The sequence below is a fragment of the Nocardioides litoris genome, from assembly GCF_006346315.1.
GTDB lineage: Bacteria > Actinomycetota > Actinomycetes > Propionibacteriales > Nocardioidaceae > Nocardioides > Nocardioides litoris.
Genome location: NZ_VDMR01000001.1, coordinates 70,612 through 85,635, shown reverse-complemented (window position 1 = coordinate 85,635; position 15,024 = coordinate 70,612). Strand labels below are relative to the sequence as shown.

The 15,024-nt window shown below is 77.4% G+C and carries 18 protein-coding genes; 6 read left to right on the top strand and 12 right to left on the bottom strand.

The genetic code is table 11. The features are described from left to right. Window positions 1-6: 6 nt before the first annotated feature. From FJQ57_RS00425 to FJQ57_RS00385, 9 genes are read right to left on the bottom strand one after another with little or no spacing between them, the layout of a single operon-like run. Entirely contained in the window at window positions 7-570 is a 564-nt protein-coding gene (locus FJQ57_RS00425) for a DUF3618 domain-containing protein (RefSeq protein WP_139977310.1), read from the bottom strand. Further along, window positions 546-968 (bottom strand): phage holin family protein, encoded by a 423-nt coding sequence (locus FJQ57_RS00420; RefSeq protein ID WP_139977309.1) that lies wholly within the window; start codon window positions 966-968, stop codon window positions 546-548. Before FJQ57_RS00420 ends, FJQ57_RS00425 begins: the two co-directional genes overlap by 25 nt. Continuing rightward, window positions 965-1,618 (bottom strand): hypothetical protein, encoded by a 654-nt coding sequence (locus FJQ57_RS00415; RefSeq protein ID WP_139977308.1) that lies wholly within the window; start codon window positions 1,616-1,618, stop codon window positions 965-967. The genes FJQ57_RS00420 and FJQ57_RS00415 overlap by 4 nt, the downstream gene beginning before the upstream one ends. A gap of 52 nt (window positions 1,619-1,670) precedes the next feature. After that, window positions 1,671-2,708: an NAD(P)/FAD-dependent oxidoreductase gene (locus tag FJQ57_RS00410; RefSeq protein WP_139977307.1), complete on the bottom strand. Its 1,038-nt coding sequence runs from the start codon at window positions 2,706-2,708 to the stop codon at window positions 1,671-1,673. Next, the gene (locus tag FJQ57_RS00405) at window positions 2,705-3,238 is read right to left on the bottom strand and encodes an isoprenylcysteine carboxyl methyltransferase family protein (RefSeq protein ID WP_139977306.1); all 534 of its coding nucleotides are present in this window, start codon (window positions 3,236-3,238) and stop codon (window positions 2,705-2,707) included. The genes FJQ57_RS00410 and FJQ57_RS00405 overlap by 4 nt, the downstream gene beginning before the upstream one ends. Window positions 3,239-3,252: 14 nt before the next feature. Then, a complete protein-coding gene (locus FJQ57_RS00400) occupies window positions 3,253-4,353 on the bottom strand; it encodes a type III polyketide synthase (RefSeq protein WP_139977305.1) in 1,101 nt (366 codons plus the stop codon). Continuing rightward, on the bottom strand, window positions 4,350-5,522 hold the full coding sequence (locus FJQ57_RS00395; protein ID WP_246081516.1) for an NAD(P)/FAD-dependent oxidoreductase: 1,173 nt from the start codon (window positions 5,520-5,522) through the stop codon (window positions 4,350-4,352). Before FJQ57_RS00395 ends, FJQ57_RS00400 begins: the two co-directional genes overlap by 4 nt. Beyond that, complete coding sequence (locus FJQ57_RS00390) at window positions 5,519-6,361, bottom strand: UbiA family prenyltransferase (RefSeq protein ID WP_211348696.1); 843 nt, start codon at window positions 6,359-6,361, stop codon at window positions 5,519-5,521. The genes FJQ57_RS00395 and FJQ57_RS00390 overlap by 4 nt, the downstream gene beginning before the upstream one ends. Next, window positions 6,358-7,419, bottom strand: coding sequence for an NAD-dependent epimerase/dehydratase family protein (locus FJQ57_RS00385; protein ID WP_139977304.1), 1,062 nt, complete (start codon window positions 7,417-7,419; stop codon window positions 6,358-6,360). Before FJQ57_RS00385 ends, FJQ57_RS00390 begins: the two co-directional genes overlap by 4 nt. Window positions 7,420-7,622: 203 nt before the next feature. Here FJQ57_RS00385 and FJQ57_RS00380 point away from each other — a divergent pair, with 203 nt between their 5' ends. Further along, on the top strand, window positions 7,623-8,717 hold the full coding sequence (locus FJQ57_RS00380) for a polyprenyl synthetase family protein (protein ID WP_139977303.1): 1,095 nt from the start codon (window positions 7,623-7,625) through the stop codon (window positions 8,715-8,717). Here FJQ57_RS00380 and FJQ57_RS00375 read toward each other — a convergent pair. Together FJQ57_RS00375 and FJQ57_RS00370 are read right to left on the bottom strand one after the other, a co-directional pair. Next, the gene (locus FJQ57_RS00375) at window positions 8,677-9,069 is read right to left on the bottom strand and encodes a lycopene cyclase domain-containing protein (protein WP_139977302.1); all 393 of its coding nucleotides are present in this window, start codon (window positions 9,067-9,069) and stop codon (window positions 8,677-8,679) included. The genes FJQ57_RS00380 and FJQ57_RS00375 overlap by 41 nt on opposite strands. Further along, window positions 9,066-9,416 (bottom strand): lycopene cyclase domain-containing protein, encoded by a 351-nt coding sequence (locus tag FJQ57_RS00370; RefSeq protein ID WP_139977301.1) that lies wholly within the window; start codon window positions 9,414-9,416, stop codon window positions 9,066-9,068. Before FJQ57_RS00370 ends, FJQ57_RS00375 begins: the two co-directional genes overlap by 4 nt. A 24-nt stretch (window positions 9,417-9,440) precedes the next feature. Between FJQ57_RS00370 and FJQ57_RS00365 the strand changes: the two genes are divergently transcribed. The 5 genes from FJQ57_RS00365 to FJQ57_RS00345 are packed head-to-tail and all read left to right on the top strand — an operon-like array spanning window position 9,441 to window position 14,494. After that, window positions 9,441-10,295 (top strand): YhjD/YihY/BrkB family envelope integrity protein, encoded by an 855-nt coding sequence (locus tag FJQ57_RS00365; RefSeq protein WP_139977300.1) that lies wholly within the window; start codon window positions 9,441-9,443, stop codon window positions 10,293-10,295. Further along, the gene (locus FJQ57_RS00360; RefSeq protein WP_139977299.1) at window positions 10,292-10,972 is read left to right on the top strand and encodes a monooxygenase; all 681 of its coding nucleotides are present in this window, start codon (window positions 10,292-10,294) and stop codon (window positions 10,970-10,972) included. Before FJQ57_RS00365 ends, FJQ57_RS00360 begins: the two co-directional genes overlap by 4 nt. After that, on the top strand, window positions 10,969-11,820 hold the full coding sequence (locus FJQ57_RS00355; protein WP_211348695.1) for a carotenoid biosynthesis protein: 852 nt from the start codon (window positions 10,969-10,971) through the stop codon (window positions 11,818-11,820). The genes FJQ57_RS00360 and FJQ57_RS00355 overlap by 4 nt, the downstream gene beginning before the upstream one ends. Then, the gene (locus tag FJQ57_RS00350) at window positions 11,817-12,965 is read left to right on the top strand and encodes a glycosyltransferase family 2 protein (protein ID WP_139977298.1); all 1,149 of its coding nucleotides are present in this window, start codon (window positions 11,817-11,819) and stop codon (window positions 12,963-12,965) included. Before FJQ57_RS00355 ends, FJQ57_RS00350 begins: the two co-directional genes overlap by 4 nt. Continuing rightward, window positions 12,962-14,494, top strand: a complete 1,533-nt coding sequence (locus FJQ57_RS00345) for a phytoene desaturase family protein (protein ID WP_139977297.1) — start codon at window positions 12,962-12,964, stop codon at window positions 14,492-14,494. The genes FJQ57_RS00350 and FJQ57_RS00345 overlap by 4 nt, the downstream gene beginning before the upstream one ends. Here FJQ57_RS00345 and FJQ57_RS00340 read toward each other — a convergent pair. Further along, entirely contained in the window at window positions 14,463-15,011 is a 549-nt protein-coding gene (locus tag FJQ57_RS00340) for a GNAT family N-acetyltransferase (protein WP_139977296.1), read from the bottom strand. The two genes, FJQ57_RS00345 and FJQ57_RS00340, sit on opposite strands and share 32 nt — an antisense overlap. Window positions 15,012-15,024 lie beyond the last annotated feature (13 nt).

Genomic DNA, 15,024 nt, shown 5'->3' with positions numbered 1-15,024 from the left:
GTCGGGTCAGCCGGAGGTCTGGTCGCGGACGGTGCCGGCCGAGGAGCGGCCCTCGTCGGCGACCGTGGAGGCGCTGTCCTGGGCGGTCTCCTTGACCTGCTGGACCGACTCGGTGGCGGACTCCTTGACCTGCTCGCCGACCTGGGCGGCGGCGTGCTTGGCGTCCTCGACGAGCGGCTGGGCGCGGTCGGCGACGGTGTCCTTGACCTGGACGGCGGCGCGCTGCTCGGCCCGGCTGGCCGGGACCAGGGCGGCGATCACCATGCCGAGGCCGAACGCGGCGACGCCGGCGGCGATCGGGGCGCCCTGGTACTGGTCGCGCGCGGTGTCGGCGGCCTGCGAGGCGGCGTCGGAAGCCCGGTCGCCCACCCCGCTCGCGCCGTCTCCGGCCGAGCGGGCCGTGCCGAGCGCCTTCTCCCGCACGCCGAGCAGCCGCGACTTCGCGGCCTGCTTGCGCCGGTCGACGACGGCCGACGGGCTCACCTTGGTCTCCAGCTCGTCGAGGTGGGTGCCCAGGCGGGCCCGGGTCTCCTCGATGTCGCCGGTCAGCTCCGCTGTGCTCTCGCCCATTGGGCGTCCTCCTTCAGGGTCTGCTGCGTGGTGGGCAGCTGGGGGTTGGCGTTGCGCAGGTTCTTGCGACCGAGGAGCGCGAGCACCGCGGCCACGACGCCCCAGACGGCGGTGACGACCAGGGCCGCCAGCTCGTCGGGCGTCACGTTGTCGAGCAGGTAGACACCGGTCAGGGACAGGAAGACCAGCAGCAGGACGGCCGCGAGGCCGGCGCCGGCGAGCATGCCGGCACCCTTGCCGGCCTTGGTCGCCTCCTGCTTGAGCTCGACCTTGGCCAGCTGCACCTCCTGCTTGAACAGCTCGCTGAGGTCGCTGGTCACCTCGCCGAGGATCTCGCCGAGGCTGCGGGTCTGCTCCGGCCCGGTGTGCTGGCCGGGCTCGGTGGACCCGGCGGTCACGTGGGCTGCCCGGGCAGCGGGATGCTCGGCGGCGCCTCGGTGCCGGGCGGCACCTGCGAGGTCGTCGCCGGCGTCACCGGCGGCGGGGACGTCGGCAGCGGGGGCGTGGACGGCGGCGGGGCGCCGTACATCGGGGCGGGGGCGGTGCCCGAGCCCTCGGCGGCGTGCTGGCCGCCGGAGGTCGTCGCGGGGCCGGACGAGCCGGCGTCCTTGACGCCCCGTGCGACGCGGCCGGCGACGACGCCGGCGGCGAGCGCCCCGAGCAGGAACACGCCCGGGCGGCGCCGGGCGAGGTCCCGCACGTCGTCGAGCAGCTCGCCGGGCTCGCGGCTCCCGAGGTAGTCGGAGAGGCTGCGGGCGTGGCCGGCGACCTCGCGGGCCACGTCGGCGGCCAGGCCGCCCTCGCTGCTGTCGGCCATGCGGTGCAGGTCGTCGCTGGCCGTGTCGAGCGTGCCGACCAGCTTGTCCTTCTGCTGGCGGCTCTGCTCGCCGACCTGGCCGCTGACCTGCTGGGCGGTCTCGGAGGCGACGGAGCGGACCTGCTCCTTGGCCTCGCCGGCGACGTGTGCCGCCTCGCCCTGGGCGACGCCGGCGACGCGGCGTCCTTGGTCGGCCGCGGTCGAGGCCGCGGTGGAGGGTGTCTGGGTCATGCCCCCCGGTCACCCGCACCCGGGGGGCCGTAGTCCCCCTCCTGCGGGTGAGTCAGCCGACCGGACGGGCGAGGGCGTCGACGGCGGCGGCGAACAGCGGCGGCAGCAGCACCGCGGCCGGCACCACGGCCGCCCGCGCGGGCCGCGGGGTCGTGGCGGCGACGAGGCCGGCGGTCAGCCAGCGGTAGCGGCGGGTGAGCCGCCGCCACTCCCCCTCGTACGACGCCGGCTCGCTCGCGGCGACGGCCCGGGCGGCGGCCGCGGCCTGGCCGAGGGCCAGGGCCACGCCCTCGCCGGTCAGCGCGTCGACGTACCCGCCGGCGTCGCCCACGAGCAGCACCCGCCCCGCCACGCGACGGCGGGCGGACTGGCGCAGCGGCCCGGCGCCCCGGGTGGTCGAGGCGGCCTCGGCGCCGGCGAGCCGCTCCTGCAGCGCGGGGAAGGCCCCCAGCAGCTCCTCGTACGGCGCCCGGCGCGACGACAGCACGGCGACGCCCACCAGGTCGTCGGCGACGGGGGTCACGTAGGCCTCGGCGTCGCGGGCCCAGTGGACCTCGACGCGATCGGTCCAGGGGGCGAGGGCGACGTGGCGGCGCTGGCCCCACCGGGGGCGGCCGCGGGGCCGGACCTCGAGCCCGAGCGAGCGGCGCAGCGGGGAGTGCAGCCCGTCGGCCGCGACGAGGTAGCGGGCCCGGTCGCCGTCGGCGGTGACGCCGTGCCGGTCCTGGCGGACCTCGCGCACCCGCCCGGTCGCGACCTCGACGCCGGCGTCGAGGACGGCCTCGCGCAGGGCGGCGTGGAGCACCGTGCGCCGCACGCCCCGGCCGGGACCGGCGGCGAAGGAGGTCTCGGCGCGGCGTCCCGGCGCGCAGTAGGCGATGCCCGTGATCGGGTGGCCGGCGGGGTCGACGCCGAGGTCGCGCAGCGCGGCCAGCGCCCCGGGCATCAGGCCCTCCCCGCACGCCTTGTCGATGACGGCCTCGCGCGGCTCGACGACGCGCACCGACAGCCCGAGCCGGGAGGCGTGCAGCGCCGTGGCCAGCCCAGCCGGCCCGCCGCCGGCCACGAGCAGGTCGACCGCGCCGCTCACGGGGCCGCACCCGGTGCCGCCGCGGCGCGGGTCAGCGCGGCCTCCTCGCAGCGGATCCGCACGGTGAGCAGGCCCGCGTTGAGCACGGTGAAGACGAGCGCGGTGATCCAGGCGCCACCGACGAGCGGGAGGGCGATGCCCTCGACGACGACGGCGACGTAGTTGGGGTGGGACAGGAAGCGGTAGGGACCGGCGGTGACGGGCGCGAGCCCGGGCACGACGATGACGCGGGTGTTCCAGCGCGGGCCGAGGGTGGTGATGCACCACCAGCGCAGCACCTGGGTCGCGACGGCCAGCGCCAGCATCGGCACCCACAGCGCGGCCGGCGGGTCGGGGCGGCGCACCCACACCTCGACGAGCGCGCCGAGGAGGAACCCGGTGTGCAGCACCACCATGAACGGGAAGTGCCCCTGGCCGTGCTCGGTGCCGCCGCGGGCGAAGCTCCACGCCGCGTTGCGCTTGGACACGACCAGCTCGACGAGCCGCTCGACCCCGAACGCCAGCACCAGGACGGTGAACCACACCTCCATGCCCAGACCCACGCTCAGGCCGCCTTGAGCAGCACGAGCTCGGAGCAGAACCCCGGCCCCATGGCCAGCAGCAGGCCGTAGGACCCGGGCCGCGGCGCCCGGTCGCCGGTGAGCTCGAGGGTGTCGGCGAGCACGTGCAGCACCGAGGCCGACGACAGGTTGCCGACCCGGGAGAGCGAGTCCCAGGTGACCTGGAGCGCCGAGCGGTCGACGCCCAGGGCGGCGGCGAGCGCGTCGAGGACCTTCGGCCCGCCGGGGTGCGCGACGTACCACTCGACGTCGGCGCGGGTGAGCCCCTGCGTGGCCAGGAAGCGGTCGACGTCGCCGCCGACGTAGGCCTGCACGAGGTCGGGCACCTTGCTGTCGAGCACGATCTTGAGGCCGCCGGCGCCGACGTCCCAGCCCATGGTGCGCTCGGAGTCGGGGTAGAGGCGGCTGGTCGAGGCCAGCACCTGCGGGCGTACGGCGCCGCCCGGCTCGGCCGCGCCCCCGGCGGGCAGCGCGGCCGCCCGCTGCTCGCCGACGGCCACCACCGCCGCCGCGCCGTCGCCGAACAGGCTGCTGGCGACCAGGTTGGCCACCGAGACGTCGTCGCGCTGCAGGGTCAGCGAGCACAGCTCGGCCGAGACGAGCACGGCGACCGCGTCGGGGTGGCCGAGGAGGTAGTCGTGGAGCCGGGCGACGCCGGCCGCCCCCGCGACGCAGCCGAGGCCGACGAGCGGCATCCGCACGACGTCCTCGCGCATCCCGATGGTCGCGGCGATGCGGGCCTCCAGCGACGGCACGGCCAGGCCGGTGACGGTGGCCGAGATGACGCAGTCGACGTCGGCGGGGGTGAGGTCGACGGCCTTGAGCGCGTCGACCACGGCCCGCGACCCGAGGGCCACGGCGTGCTCGATGAAGGCGTCGTTGCTGGCCCCGAAGTCGGCCAGGTCGGCGTACGCCTCGAGGGGCAGCGCGGTGTGCCGGGTCTGCACACCGGCGTTGCCGAAGAAGCGGTCGACGACGCGCCGGTCGACCTGGCGGGCCATCATCCGGCTCACGAACGACTCGGCGATCTCCTCCTGCCGGTACTGGTGCTCGGGCAGGGTGCCGCGGACGCTGAGGATCCTCACGGGTGCTCCTTCACGGGGTCGACGTCTCCGACAGTAGGCCGGGACGGGGGACGGACGAGGCCGGCGACGAGCGCGCCGGCCAGTCGGGGCGTGATGCGGCCGCGGGCCAGGCCGATCTCGACGAGGTCGTCGAAGACCCGCTGGTCGCGGGCCGAGGCGGCCAGACCGGCCTCGAGCACGCGGCCGGAGCGGCCGAGCCGGGCGGCGAGCGCGGTGTGCTGGAGGTGGCGCGCGAGCAGCGGCCGGGTGGCCTCGCGGTGGCGCCGGCCCGCGCCCAGCGGGTCGCCGGCGGCGATGGCCTCGGCCGCCGCGCGACCGGCGGCCACGCCGGTGGCGACGGCGTAGAAGATGCCCTCGCCGGTGAGCGGGTTGACCAACCGGGCGGCGTCGCCGACGAGCAGCACCCGGCCGTCGGGCGGGTGCCAGCGGGCGCTCGAGAGCGGCAGGTGGTGGCCGACCCAGTCCTCGCCCGCGCCCGTGCTGCCGGGCAGGAGCTCCTCGAGCCGCCCCATCAGGTGCCGGCGGGTCGGCGCCGGTCGGTCGGGCCGCAGCAGCTCGCCGTACCCCACGTTGGCCAGGCCGTCGCCACGGTCGAAGGACCAGGCGTACGCCGGCTGCTCGGCCGGGGCGAACACGATGCGCTGGGTGCCGGCCTGGTCGACGGGCGTCGGCGCGTAGCCGCGCACGGCGATGGCGTTGGTGCCGGTGCGGCCGGCGACCGGGCCGAGCTCGCGGCGGAGCACCGAGTGGGCGCCGTCGGCGGCGACGACCACCTCGGCGTCGGCCACGTCGGCCAGGCCGCGGACGCGTCGGACGACGAAGCGGGCGCCGGCCGCGACGGCCGCGTCGAGCAGCCGGGCGTCGAGGACCCGTCGGGGCACCACGCGGGCCGGGCGGTGCATGGTGCGCTCGACCAGCTGGGGCCCGCGGCGCAGGTGCAGCACCGGGATCGGCGCCCAGTCGTCGAGCAGGCCCGTGACGCCGACCTCGGCCAGCACGTCGAGCGCGTGCGGCGCGATGCCGTCGCCGCAGGCCTTGTCGCGGGGGAACGCGGCACGGTCGACCAGGGTGACGTCGAGGGTGGGGTCGGCGGCCAGCGCGCCCAGGGCGGTGGCGGTGCCGGCCGGGCCGGCGCCCACGATGGTCAGTCGGCCTCCTCCCCTGCTCACCGGGCGGTCACCAGCAGCACGACGTCGACCAGCGCGACCAGCACGGCCGCGCGGAACGGCCACCGCCCGCGCCCGGTGGTCGCGACGGCCAGCAGCGCGACCACGACGACGAGCGCGGCCCAGGCGGCCCACGAGCGTCCCCCGGGACCGGCGACGGTGGCGACCGAGGCCGCCAGCAGCGCGAGGGCGGCCAGCACCCGCGAGCCGGTCGCCCCGAGCCGGTGCGGCAGCCCGCGGACCCCGGTGGCGAGGTCGTCGGCCAGGTCGGGCAGCGCGTTGAGCAGGTGGGCCCCGACGCCGAGGGTCGCGCCCGCCACGCACTGCCACCACGGCGCCCAGTCGCCCCAGGTCGCGCCGGGGGCGGCGAGGGTGACGACGGCGGGCAGCGAGCCGAAGGCGACGGCGTACGGCACCCAGCTGGCGGCGGTGGCCTTGAGGCCGAGGTTGTAGGCGTGGCCCATGCCGACCAGGAGGAGCAGGTGCACCGACCCGGCCCGCCAGCCGAGCACGAGGGAGAGCGCGACCGCGGCCACCGCCGCCGCGGCCAGGCAGCCCCGCACCAGGCCCGGGTCGAGGCGCCCGGTCGCCAGCGGCTTGTCGGACCGGCCGACCGCGGAGTCGCGGTCGGCGTCGAGCAGGTCGTTGCCCCAGCCGATGGTCAGCTGGCCGGCCAGCACCGCCAGCGTGATCCCGACGACCCGGCCGGGGCCGAGGTCGGCCGCGACGCCCAGCAGGGCCGCGAGCAGCGTGACCGCCACGGCCGGACCGCCGTGGGCGGCGGCCAGCAGCAGCTCGACCCGGCCGCGGACCGGTGACGGCGCGGCGGGGACCGCCGTCACGGCACCTCCCGGCGACTGACGGGGCCCGAGCGCAGCGCGTCGGCCAGCGCCCCGACCGGCGTACGACGCCGCAGCGAGGCCGTGGGACCCGACGCGCCCTCGACCATCGCGGCCACCACCTCGCCGAAGGCGTCGGTGGCCGAGGTGCGCGGCACCCAGCCGAGCTCGGTGCGGGCCCGCCCGCAGTCGAGCAGCGGCACGGCGAAGGCCAGGTCGATCCAGCCGGGGTCGAGCGGCTGCACCCGCGCGTGCCAGGACGCCGACACCGCCGCCCGCAGCGCGCCCGAGGGCACCGGCAGCAGGCGCGCCCCGAAGGCGCGCGCGATGTCGGCCGCGGTCAGGGGCGGCTCGGCGGCCAGGTTGAACGGTCCGCCGGCGGTGCGCTCGACGGCGCGCGCGACCGCGTCGGCCACGTCGTCGGCGTGCACGACCGGGATCGCGAGGTCGCGGTCGAGGGGCAGCACCGGCAGGTGCCCGAGCAGGGAGGAGGGCAGCCAGCCCGGCAGGCCGTAGCGCAGCAGCGCGCTGGCCGCCGACCGCTGCACCACGATGCCGGGCCGCATCCGGGTGACAACGGTGCCCAGGCCGGCGGCCTCGTGCTCGTCGAGCAGGCGCTCAGCGGCGGCCTTGTGGCGGCTGTAGACGGAGGTCGGCACGCCGGTGGCCGGGTGGTCCTCGGTGACCCGGCGGTCGTCGTGCTGCGGGGCGTAGGCGCCGACCGAGGACAGGTGCACGAGGTGGGGCACCCCGGCCGCGGCGACGGCCCGGAGCACCCGGCGGGTGCCACCCACGCCGACCTCCTCGAGCCGCTCGGGCCGGTGGCTCGGCTGGAACCCCCAGACCAGGTGGACCACGGCGTCGGCCCCGGCGAAGGCGTCCGCCAGCGCGCGCTCGGCGTCGGGACCCGTCACGTCGACCGAGCGCCAGGTGACGCCGGTCGAGCCCGCCTCGGGCACCCGCCGGGCCAGGCCCACGACCTGGTGCGTGTCGTCCTCGACCAGGCGCCGGCACACGGCCGAGCCGATGTTGCCGGTGGCTCCGGTGACCACGATCCTCATTGCACGCTCCGTCCGTCGGGTGCGGGCCGACCGTCGGCGCCACGGCAGCCCGGTACCCGGGTGGCCCCTACCGTGCGCCCCCGCAGGGGTGGTCGTCTTCCTCCCTCGGGGACGACACCTCGTCCAAACAGGCTTTGCAAAAAAGCAATTGATAGACCCCCGGGTGGTCCGCACCGGCCGCGGACGTGTCTACCGTCGGGCCTGTGTCTGCTCCCGCCGTCGCTCGTCCCGACACCGCGCAGCCCGCGCCCGCGACCGTGACCGCGCCCGCCGGGCTCGACGAGGTCGACCGGCTGCTGGCCGGCGTGCTGCGCCGCGAGTCCGAGGTGCTCCTCGAGGTCGGGCCCGAGCTGGCGGCCATGGCCCGCACCGCCACCGACCTGGCCGGGGGCGGCAAGCGCATCCGGGCGTCGTTCTGCCTGGTCGGGGCCGAGGGCGCCGAGGGCGCGCCGGCCGCGGCCGCCGCGCTCGAGATGTTCCACCTCGGCGCGCTCGTGCACGACGACGTCATGGACCGCAGCGACCTGCGCCGCGGCCGTCCCACGGCCCACCAGCGCTTCGCCGCCGACCACCGCCGCGAGGGCTTGGTCGGCGACGCCGCGGGCCACGGCGACGCGGTGGCCACCCTGCTCGGCGACCTGTGCTTCTCCTGGGCCGACGACCTGCTCTGCGAGGCCATCTCCTCCGCCGGCGAGCGCGGCCGGGCCGCGCGCGAGGTGTGGCAGCGCATGCGCACCCAGACGATGGCCGGGCAGTACCTCGACCTGCTCGCCCAGGCCCGCGGCGCCGCACCGGCCGAGCTGACCTCCCGGGTCCTGCGCTACAAGAGCGCCTCCTACACCGTCGAGCACCCGCTCGTCCTCGGCGGCAGCCTGGCCGGGGGCCCGGCCGAGCTGCTCGCGGGGTACGCCGAGCTCGGCCGCGGCGTGGGCGAGGCCTTCCAGCTGCGCGACGACGTGCTCGGCGTCTTCGGCGACAGCCGCACCACCGGCAAGCCGTCGCTCGACGACGTCCGCGAGGGCAAGCACACCGTGCTGGTCGCCCACGCCCAGGAGCGGGCGACCGTGTCCCAGCGCCGCGTGCTCGACCGTCACCTCGGCGACCCCGACCTCGACCTGGCCGGCCTCGAGGCCGTCCGCGCGGTGCTCACCGAGACCGGTGCGGTGCGGCGCGTCGAGGAGCGCATCGACGTGCTCACCGCCGACGCCCACGACCTGCTGGCGACCCTGCCGGTCGACCCCACCGTGCGGGCCGCGCTCAGCGGTCTCGTCGACGCGAGCGCGTGGCGAGCCGCGTGACCAGCCCCCTGGTCAGCCCGGTGACCGCCGGCCGCGGCCCGGGTCCGGTCTCGGCCTGCACCCCGCGGCGGCCCCACCACACCCACCAGACCATCGACCACGTCACCAGCGAGAAGCCGAAGAAGAAGTCCTCGACCGGCGCGTGGCCGACGTACCACCCGAGGATGGCGTCATCGTCGTAGTCGAAGACGCCGCGCGACGTAAGCCACTCGTTGGTCAGCAGCTGGAAGAACAGCACGATGGCGTAGGAGACCCAGTAGGCCCGGCGGGTGAGCAGGCGCGTCCGCAGCACCCACAGGTCGAGCACGACGGTGACCGCGATCCCGATGAGGGACGCCTCGGTGTGGGTCACCGACGGTCCCCCGCCTCGTCGCCGACGGTCCAGCCGCGCACGCTGCGCACGGCCTCGAGCGTGAGCACCGAGGCCAGCGGCACGACCACGAAGAACAGCACCTCCTCCAGCGGCAGCGACGCCACCCCGAAGGGCACGTCGAGCCCGAGCACCAGGTCGGGGTCGAAGAACCAGTGGCCGGCCTCGACGGCCACCACGTCCCAGACGAGGAACGGCACCCCGGCGCACAGCATCGTCAGCCCGAGCCGCAGCGGCCGGGCGTACACCCGGGTGCGCAGCAGCACCTCCAGCGGGAGCGTCGCCACGACGACGAAGACCAGCATCGCGACGTACGTCAGGTGCCCCACGCCCGCATCCTCCCGGAGGGCCCCATGACGGGCACCACCCGGTGGTACGTCGGCAACCTGTCCCACCTGGCCTCGGCCGCCGCAACGGCCTCGTTCTTCGCCGGCATCGCGGTCGTGCCGTGGCTGCTGCTCGCCACCTGGTCGACCACCTGGACCCGCGGCGTCGAGGCCGCCGAGGAGCGGCTGCTCGCCCTCGACGTGCTCATCCCGCCCCAGATGGGCGGTCGGCCGGCCTACGACGAGCTCGTCTCGGCCGGCGCCCACCTCGGCGTGGTCGGGGCGCTGGTGGCCCTCCTGCCGGCGTCGTTCTGGGGCGAGGGCCTGCGGCGCGGCTGCCTGGCCCTGCGCGACGAGGACGACACGCTCACCGGGTGGCGGGCGCGCGGGGCGCTGCTGCCGGTGCTGCTGGTGCTGCCGCTGCTGACCGCGTTCGTGCTCGGCATCGGTGACCGCATCGCGCCGCTGACGCCCGACGGCGGCGGGGGCGGCGTGGGCGACATGGTGCTGCGGGTCATCCTCGGCTTCCACGTGGTGTGGCTGGCGCTGGGCGTCGTGCTGACCTGGGTGATGCGCTACGTCGCGACCGGGCACCCGCGGTGGTGGGTCGCGTTCCTGGGCGGCTTCGGCACTTCCGCGTTCGTGACGGGCTTCCTGTCCGGGTTCCAGATCTTCCTGGCCATCCCGGTCGACGTCGGCGTGCCGTTCGGCGGGCTGGGCTTCGTGGGCGGCGTCGTGGCGGTGGGCCTGTGGCTCTACCTGCTGCACGCGGTCCTGCTCGTGGGATGGTCGGTCACGCAGGCCATCGAGCGGCGGGCCCGGGCCGGGGACACGCCCCTGTCGGTCACGCCGCCGGCAGCGGCCGCGGGAGGTGCGTCGTGACCCCGGTGGTGGAGCTGCGGCTGTGGCGCGTCGACCGCGTCGCGCCCGCGGTGCTGCGCATGGGCGCGGGCCGGCGGCCGCTGCGTCGTACGCCGGGGCTGCGGTTCGCCAAGCTCCTCGGCACCGGCTCGGGCCGCACCTTCACCCCGCGCGACGCCGACCCGCACCACTGGGCCCTGCTGACGGTCTGGGACGACGCCGCCGCGGCGGCGGGCGCCGGGCGCCATCGCGTCGTGCGGGCCTGGGACGACGCCGCGGCCGAGCGGCTGCGGGTGCGGATGACGCCGCTGACGTCGCGCGGGCGGTGGTCGGGCGCCGAGCCGTTCGGGCCCGACGCGCCGGGCCGCCACCGCGGCCCCGTCGCCGCGATCACCCGAGCCCGCCTGCGTCCCACCCGCGCGCTGTCGTTCTGGCGCTCCGTGCCGCCCGTGGTCGGCGACCTGCACGGCGCCCCCGGGCTGCGGCTGGCCGTCGGGGTCGGCGAGGCACCGATCGGCCTGCAGGGCACCTTCTCGCTGTGGTCCTCGACCGACGACCTCGTCTCCTTCGCCTACCGCAGCCCCGAGCACCGCTCCGCGGTCGCGCGCACCGAGCCCGAGCGCTGGTACGCCGAGGAGCTCTTCGCCCGTCTCGCCGTCGACGAGCTCGACGGCACCTACCGAGGGGAGACCCCATGACCGCGACCCATCCCGACGCCGGCCCGGTCGTCCCCGCGGCCCGGCTGCACCGGGTCCCGATGGTGCTGCCGGTGGCGCTGCTGGCCGGCGGCGTGCTGGTGCAGATGACCTTCCCCTTCCACGGCGGCGACGGGCTCGCCCCGACGGTGGCCGCGGTGGTGCTCCTGGCCGCGGCCGCGCTGACCCACGCCGCGGCCTCCCGCGGGCCGGCCGCGGCGGGCGTGCTGCTCCTCGTGGCGGGCGGCGGCGGGCTGGTGGCCGAGGCGGTCGGGGTGCGCACCGGCTTCCCCTTCGGCGACTACGCCTACTCCGGCACCCTCGGGCTCGAGGTGGCCTCGGTGCCCGCGCTCGTGCCGCTGGCCTGGGTGATGATGGCCTGGCCGGCCACCGTCGTGGCCCACCGGCTCGTCGGGTCGGGCAGCCGGGCGCGGGCCGCGGCCCGGGTCGCGCTGGGGGCCTTCGCGCTCACCGCGTGGGACGTCTTCCTCGACCCGCAGATGGTCGACGCCGGCCACTGGACCTGGGCCGACCCGACCCCCGCCCTGCCCGGCGTCGAGGGCATCCCCCTGACCAACTTCGCGGGCTGGCTGCTCGTCTCCCTGGCCATCTGCGCCGGCCTCGACCGGGTCGTCGGTCGCACCGCGCCGGGCGAGGCCCGGGACGCGGTCCCGGTGGCGGCGTACCTCTGGACCTACTTCTCCTCCGTGCTCGCCCACGCCGCCTTCTTCGGCCGGCCGTCGGTGGCCCTCGTCGGCGGGCTCGTCATGGCGCTGGTCGCGATCCCGCTCGCCGTCACCGAAGGGCGGGCGACCGGGTGGCCGGCCGTCCGCGCCGTGCGGCACCGGTGAGCCTCGCCCGCTGGACGGTCCGGGCGGGGGCGGCGTTGTCCGTCGCCTCGCTCGGCCTGACCGTCGACAACCTGCGCCGGCTGCGGGTGCCGCCCGCCGTGCCGGGCGCCGCCGGCGACCTCGACCGGGTCGCGGTGCTGCTGCCCGTGCGCGACGAGGCGGAGCACGTCGAGGCCTGCGTCCGCGCCCTGCTCGAGGCGGCGACCCACGCCGTGGACGGCCGCGAGACGCGGGCCCGGGTCGTCGTGCTCGACGACGGCTCCACCGACGGCACCGGCGAGGTGCTGTCGTGGCTGCAGGCCGCCGGCACCCTCGAGGTCGTCCGCGGCGCCGACCTGCCCGCCGGCTGGCTGGGCAAGCCGTGGGCGTGCCAGCAGCTGGCCGACCACGTCCGCCTCACCGGCGGAGCGGGCGGGGCCGAGGTGCTGGTCTTCGTCGACGCCGACGTGCGGGTGCGCCCCGACGCCCTGGCCGCGACGGTGGCGCTGCTGCGCGACGCCGACCTCGACCTGGTCAGCCCCTACCCGCACCAGGAGGCGCGCACGGTCGGGGAGCGGCTGGTGCAGCCGCTGCTGCAGTGGTCGTGGTCGAGCACCCTGCCCCTGGGGCTCGCCGAGACCTCCCCGCGCCCGTCGCTGGCCGCGGCCAACGGCCAGCTGCTCGCGGTCCGCGCGCCGACGTACTGGCGGCTCGGTGGGCACGACGCCGTGCGCGCCGAGGTCGTCGAGGACGTCGCGCTGGTGCGGGCCGTCAAGTCCGTCGGCGGCCGCGGCGGCGTCGCCGACGGCGCGCGCATCGCCTCCTGCCGGATGTACGACGACTGGCCCGCGCTGCGCGAGGGCTACGCCAAGTCGCTGTGGACCGCCTTCGGCTCCCCCGCCGGCGCCGCGGGCGTCGTGGGGCTGATGGTCCTGGCCCACGTCGTGCCCGTGGTGGGCGCGCTGGCGGGGTGGTCGCGGGCCGGCCTCGTCGGGTACGCCGCGTCGGTGCTCTCGCGGGGCCTGGTCGCCCGGCGCACCGGCGCGCGGGTCGGTGACACGTGGGCCCACCCCGTCTCGGTGCTCGTCTTCGCCGGGCTCGCCGCCGACTCGGTGGTGGCCCACCGTCGGGGCCGGCTGACCTGGAAGGGACGATCGGTCGCGTGAGCTCGCACGTGGTGGTGGTCGGCGCCGGCGTGGGCGGGCTCGCCGCGGCCGCCCGGCTCGCCGCGGCCGGGCACCGGGTGACGGTGCTCGAGCAGGCGGCCGAGGTCGGCGGCAAGCTCGGCACGCTCGACGTCGACGGCCACCTCTTCGACACCGGGCCCTCGCTGCTGACGCTGCCGCACCACCTCGAGGACGTCTTCGCCGCCACCGGGGCGCCGCTGGCCGACGTGCTCCCCTTGGAGCGGCTCGCCGTGGCCTGCCGCTACCGCTTCCCCGACGGCACCGTGCTCGACCTGCCCGGCGACGTGGCCGACGTGCCCGACGCCCTCGACGCGGCGCTCGGGCCCGGCCGCGGCGCGCAGTGGACGGCGTTCCTGCGCCGGGCCGAGCGCATCTGGGACATCACCGCCGACCCCTTCCTGCACTCCCCCATCGGCGTGGGCGACATGGTGCGGCTCTCCCGCCGCCTCGACCACGTCGCCGCCGTCGCCCCGTGGCGCAGCCTGCGCTCGCTGGGCCGCGCCCACCTGCGCGACCCGCGGCTGCTCATGCTGCTCGACCGCTACGCCACCTACACCGGCTCCGACCCGCGCCGGGCGCCCGCGGCCCTGGCCACCGTGCCGTACGCCGAGCAGCGCTGGGGCTCCTGGTACGTCCCCGGGGGCCTGCACCGCATCGCCGAGGCCCTGCGCGACCGGGCCCTCGCGCTCGGCGCCGAGGTGCGGCTGGGCACCGAGGTCGTCTCGCTCGTCGTGTCCCCCGCGGGCGCGGTCACCGGGGTCGAGCTCGGCGACGGCTCGGTCGTGGCCGCCGACGCCGTCGTGGCCAACGCCGACGCCACCCAGGTCTACGGCCGGCTCCTGGCCGACACCGCCCCGGGCCGCCGGCGGGCGGTGGCGCAGCTGCGGCGCACGACCCCCTCCCTCTCGGGCCACGTCTCGCTGGTCGCCGTCGACGAGTCGGCCGGTGCGGGCTCCGGGGACCCGCTCGGCGACGTCCCGCACCACCAGGTGCTCTTCGCCGAGGACTACGACGAGGAGTTCGATGCCGTCTTCGGCCGCCGCGGCCCGCACCGGCCCGTCGCCCGCCCCACGGTCTACGTGAGCGCCCCGCGCGACCCGGCCCTCGCGCCGCCCGGCCACGGGGCGTGGTTCGTACTCGTCAACGCCCCGCGCCACGACCCGTCCGGCCGGCAGGGCCTCGACTGGGACCAGGGCGACCTCGTGTCGTCGTACGGCGACGTGGTGCTCGACGTGCTCGCCTCGCGCGGGCTCGACGTCCGGGGGCGGGTGCGGCACCGGGTCGTCCGCTCCCCCGCCGACCTCGAGCGCCTGACCCTCACCCCCGGCGGGTCGATCTACGGCTCGTCGTCCAACGGCGCGACGGCCGCCTTCCTGCGCCCGGCCAACCGCTCGCCCGTGCCGGGGCTGTTCCTCGTCGGCGGGTCCTCGCACCCCGGCGGCGGCCTGCCGCTGGTGCTGCTCTCGGCGCGGATCGTCAGCGACCTGGTGGGCCCAGCGCGAGCGTGAGCAGCAGGTTGGCGCCGTGCTCGTGCCCCTGCCCGTGCTCGGAGCGCGGGTCGCCCGCGGGCTCGCCGGTGTCGACGAACCCGAGCCGGTCGAGCACCCGCAGCGACGGGGTGTTCCACGCCCACACCGACGCCCACAGCCGCTCGTGCCCGACGGCGCGGGCCCAGGTCACCACCGCCCGCGCGGCCTCGGTCGCGTACCCCTCGGCCCACGCCCGCCGCAGCAGCTCGTAGGCCAGCTCGGGGCTGCGGCCCGGCTCGCCCTCGACCAGCCCGCACGCGCCGACGACGTCGCCCTCGACCCGCCGCTCGACGGCGTACAGGCCGGTGCGGTCGGGGGTCGGCATCGCGCGGATGCGGTCGGCGAGGTCGGCCACGGTCGGCCGCCCCTGGGCGTCGATCCGGCGCCGGGCGGGCACCCGCGGGTCGCGCTCGGCCCACAGCGCGCGCAGCACCGGCGCCTCCTCGGCCCGCCACGGACGCAGCAGGAGGCGGTCGGTCTCGAGGACGTCGTGCACCTCGCCGACCCTG

Coding starts and splice junctions, on each gene's coding strand:
- FJQ57_RS00365 (WP_139977300.1), top strand. CDS start 9,441: ATGACGGGCACCACCCGGTGGTACGTCGGCAACCTGTCCCACCTGGCC.
- FJQ57_RS00425 (WP_139977310.1), bottom strand. CDS start 570: ATGGGCGAGAGCACAGCGGAGCTGACCGGCGACATCGAGGAGACCCGG.
- FJQ57_RS00405 (WP_139977306.1), bottom strand. CDS start 3,238: ATGGAGGTGTGGTTCACCGTCCTGGTGCTGGCGTTCGGGGTCGAGCGG.
- FJQ57_RS00355 (WP_211348695.1), top strand. CDS start 10,969: ATGACCGCGACCCATCCCGACGCCGGCCCGGTCGTCCCCGCGGCCCGG.
- FJQ57_RS00385 (WP_139977304.1), bottom strand. CDS start 7,419: ATGAGGATCGTGGTCACCGGAGCCACCGGCAACATCGGCTCGGCCGTG.
- FJQ57_RS00415 (WP_139977308.1), bottom strand. CDS start 1,618: ATGACCCAGACACCCTCCACCGCGGCCTCGACCGCGGCCGACCAAGGA.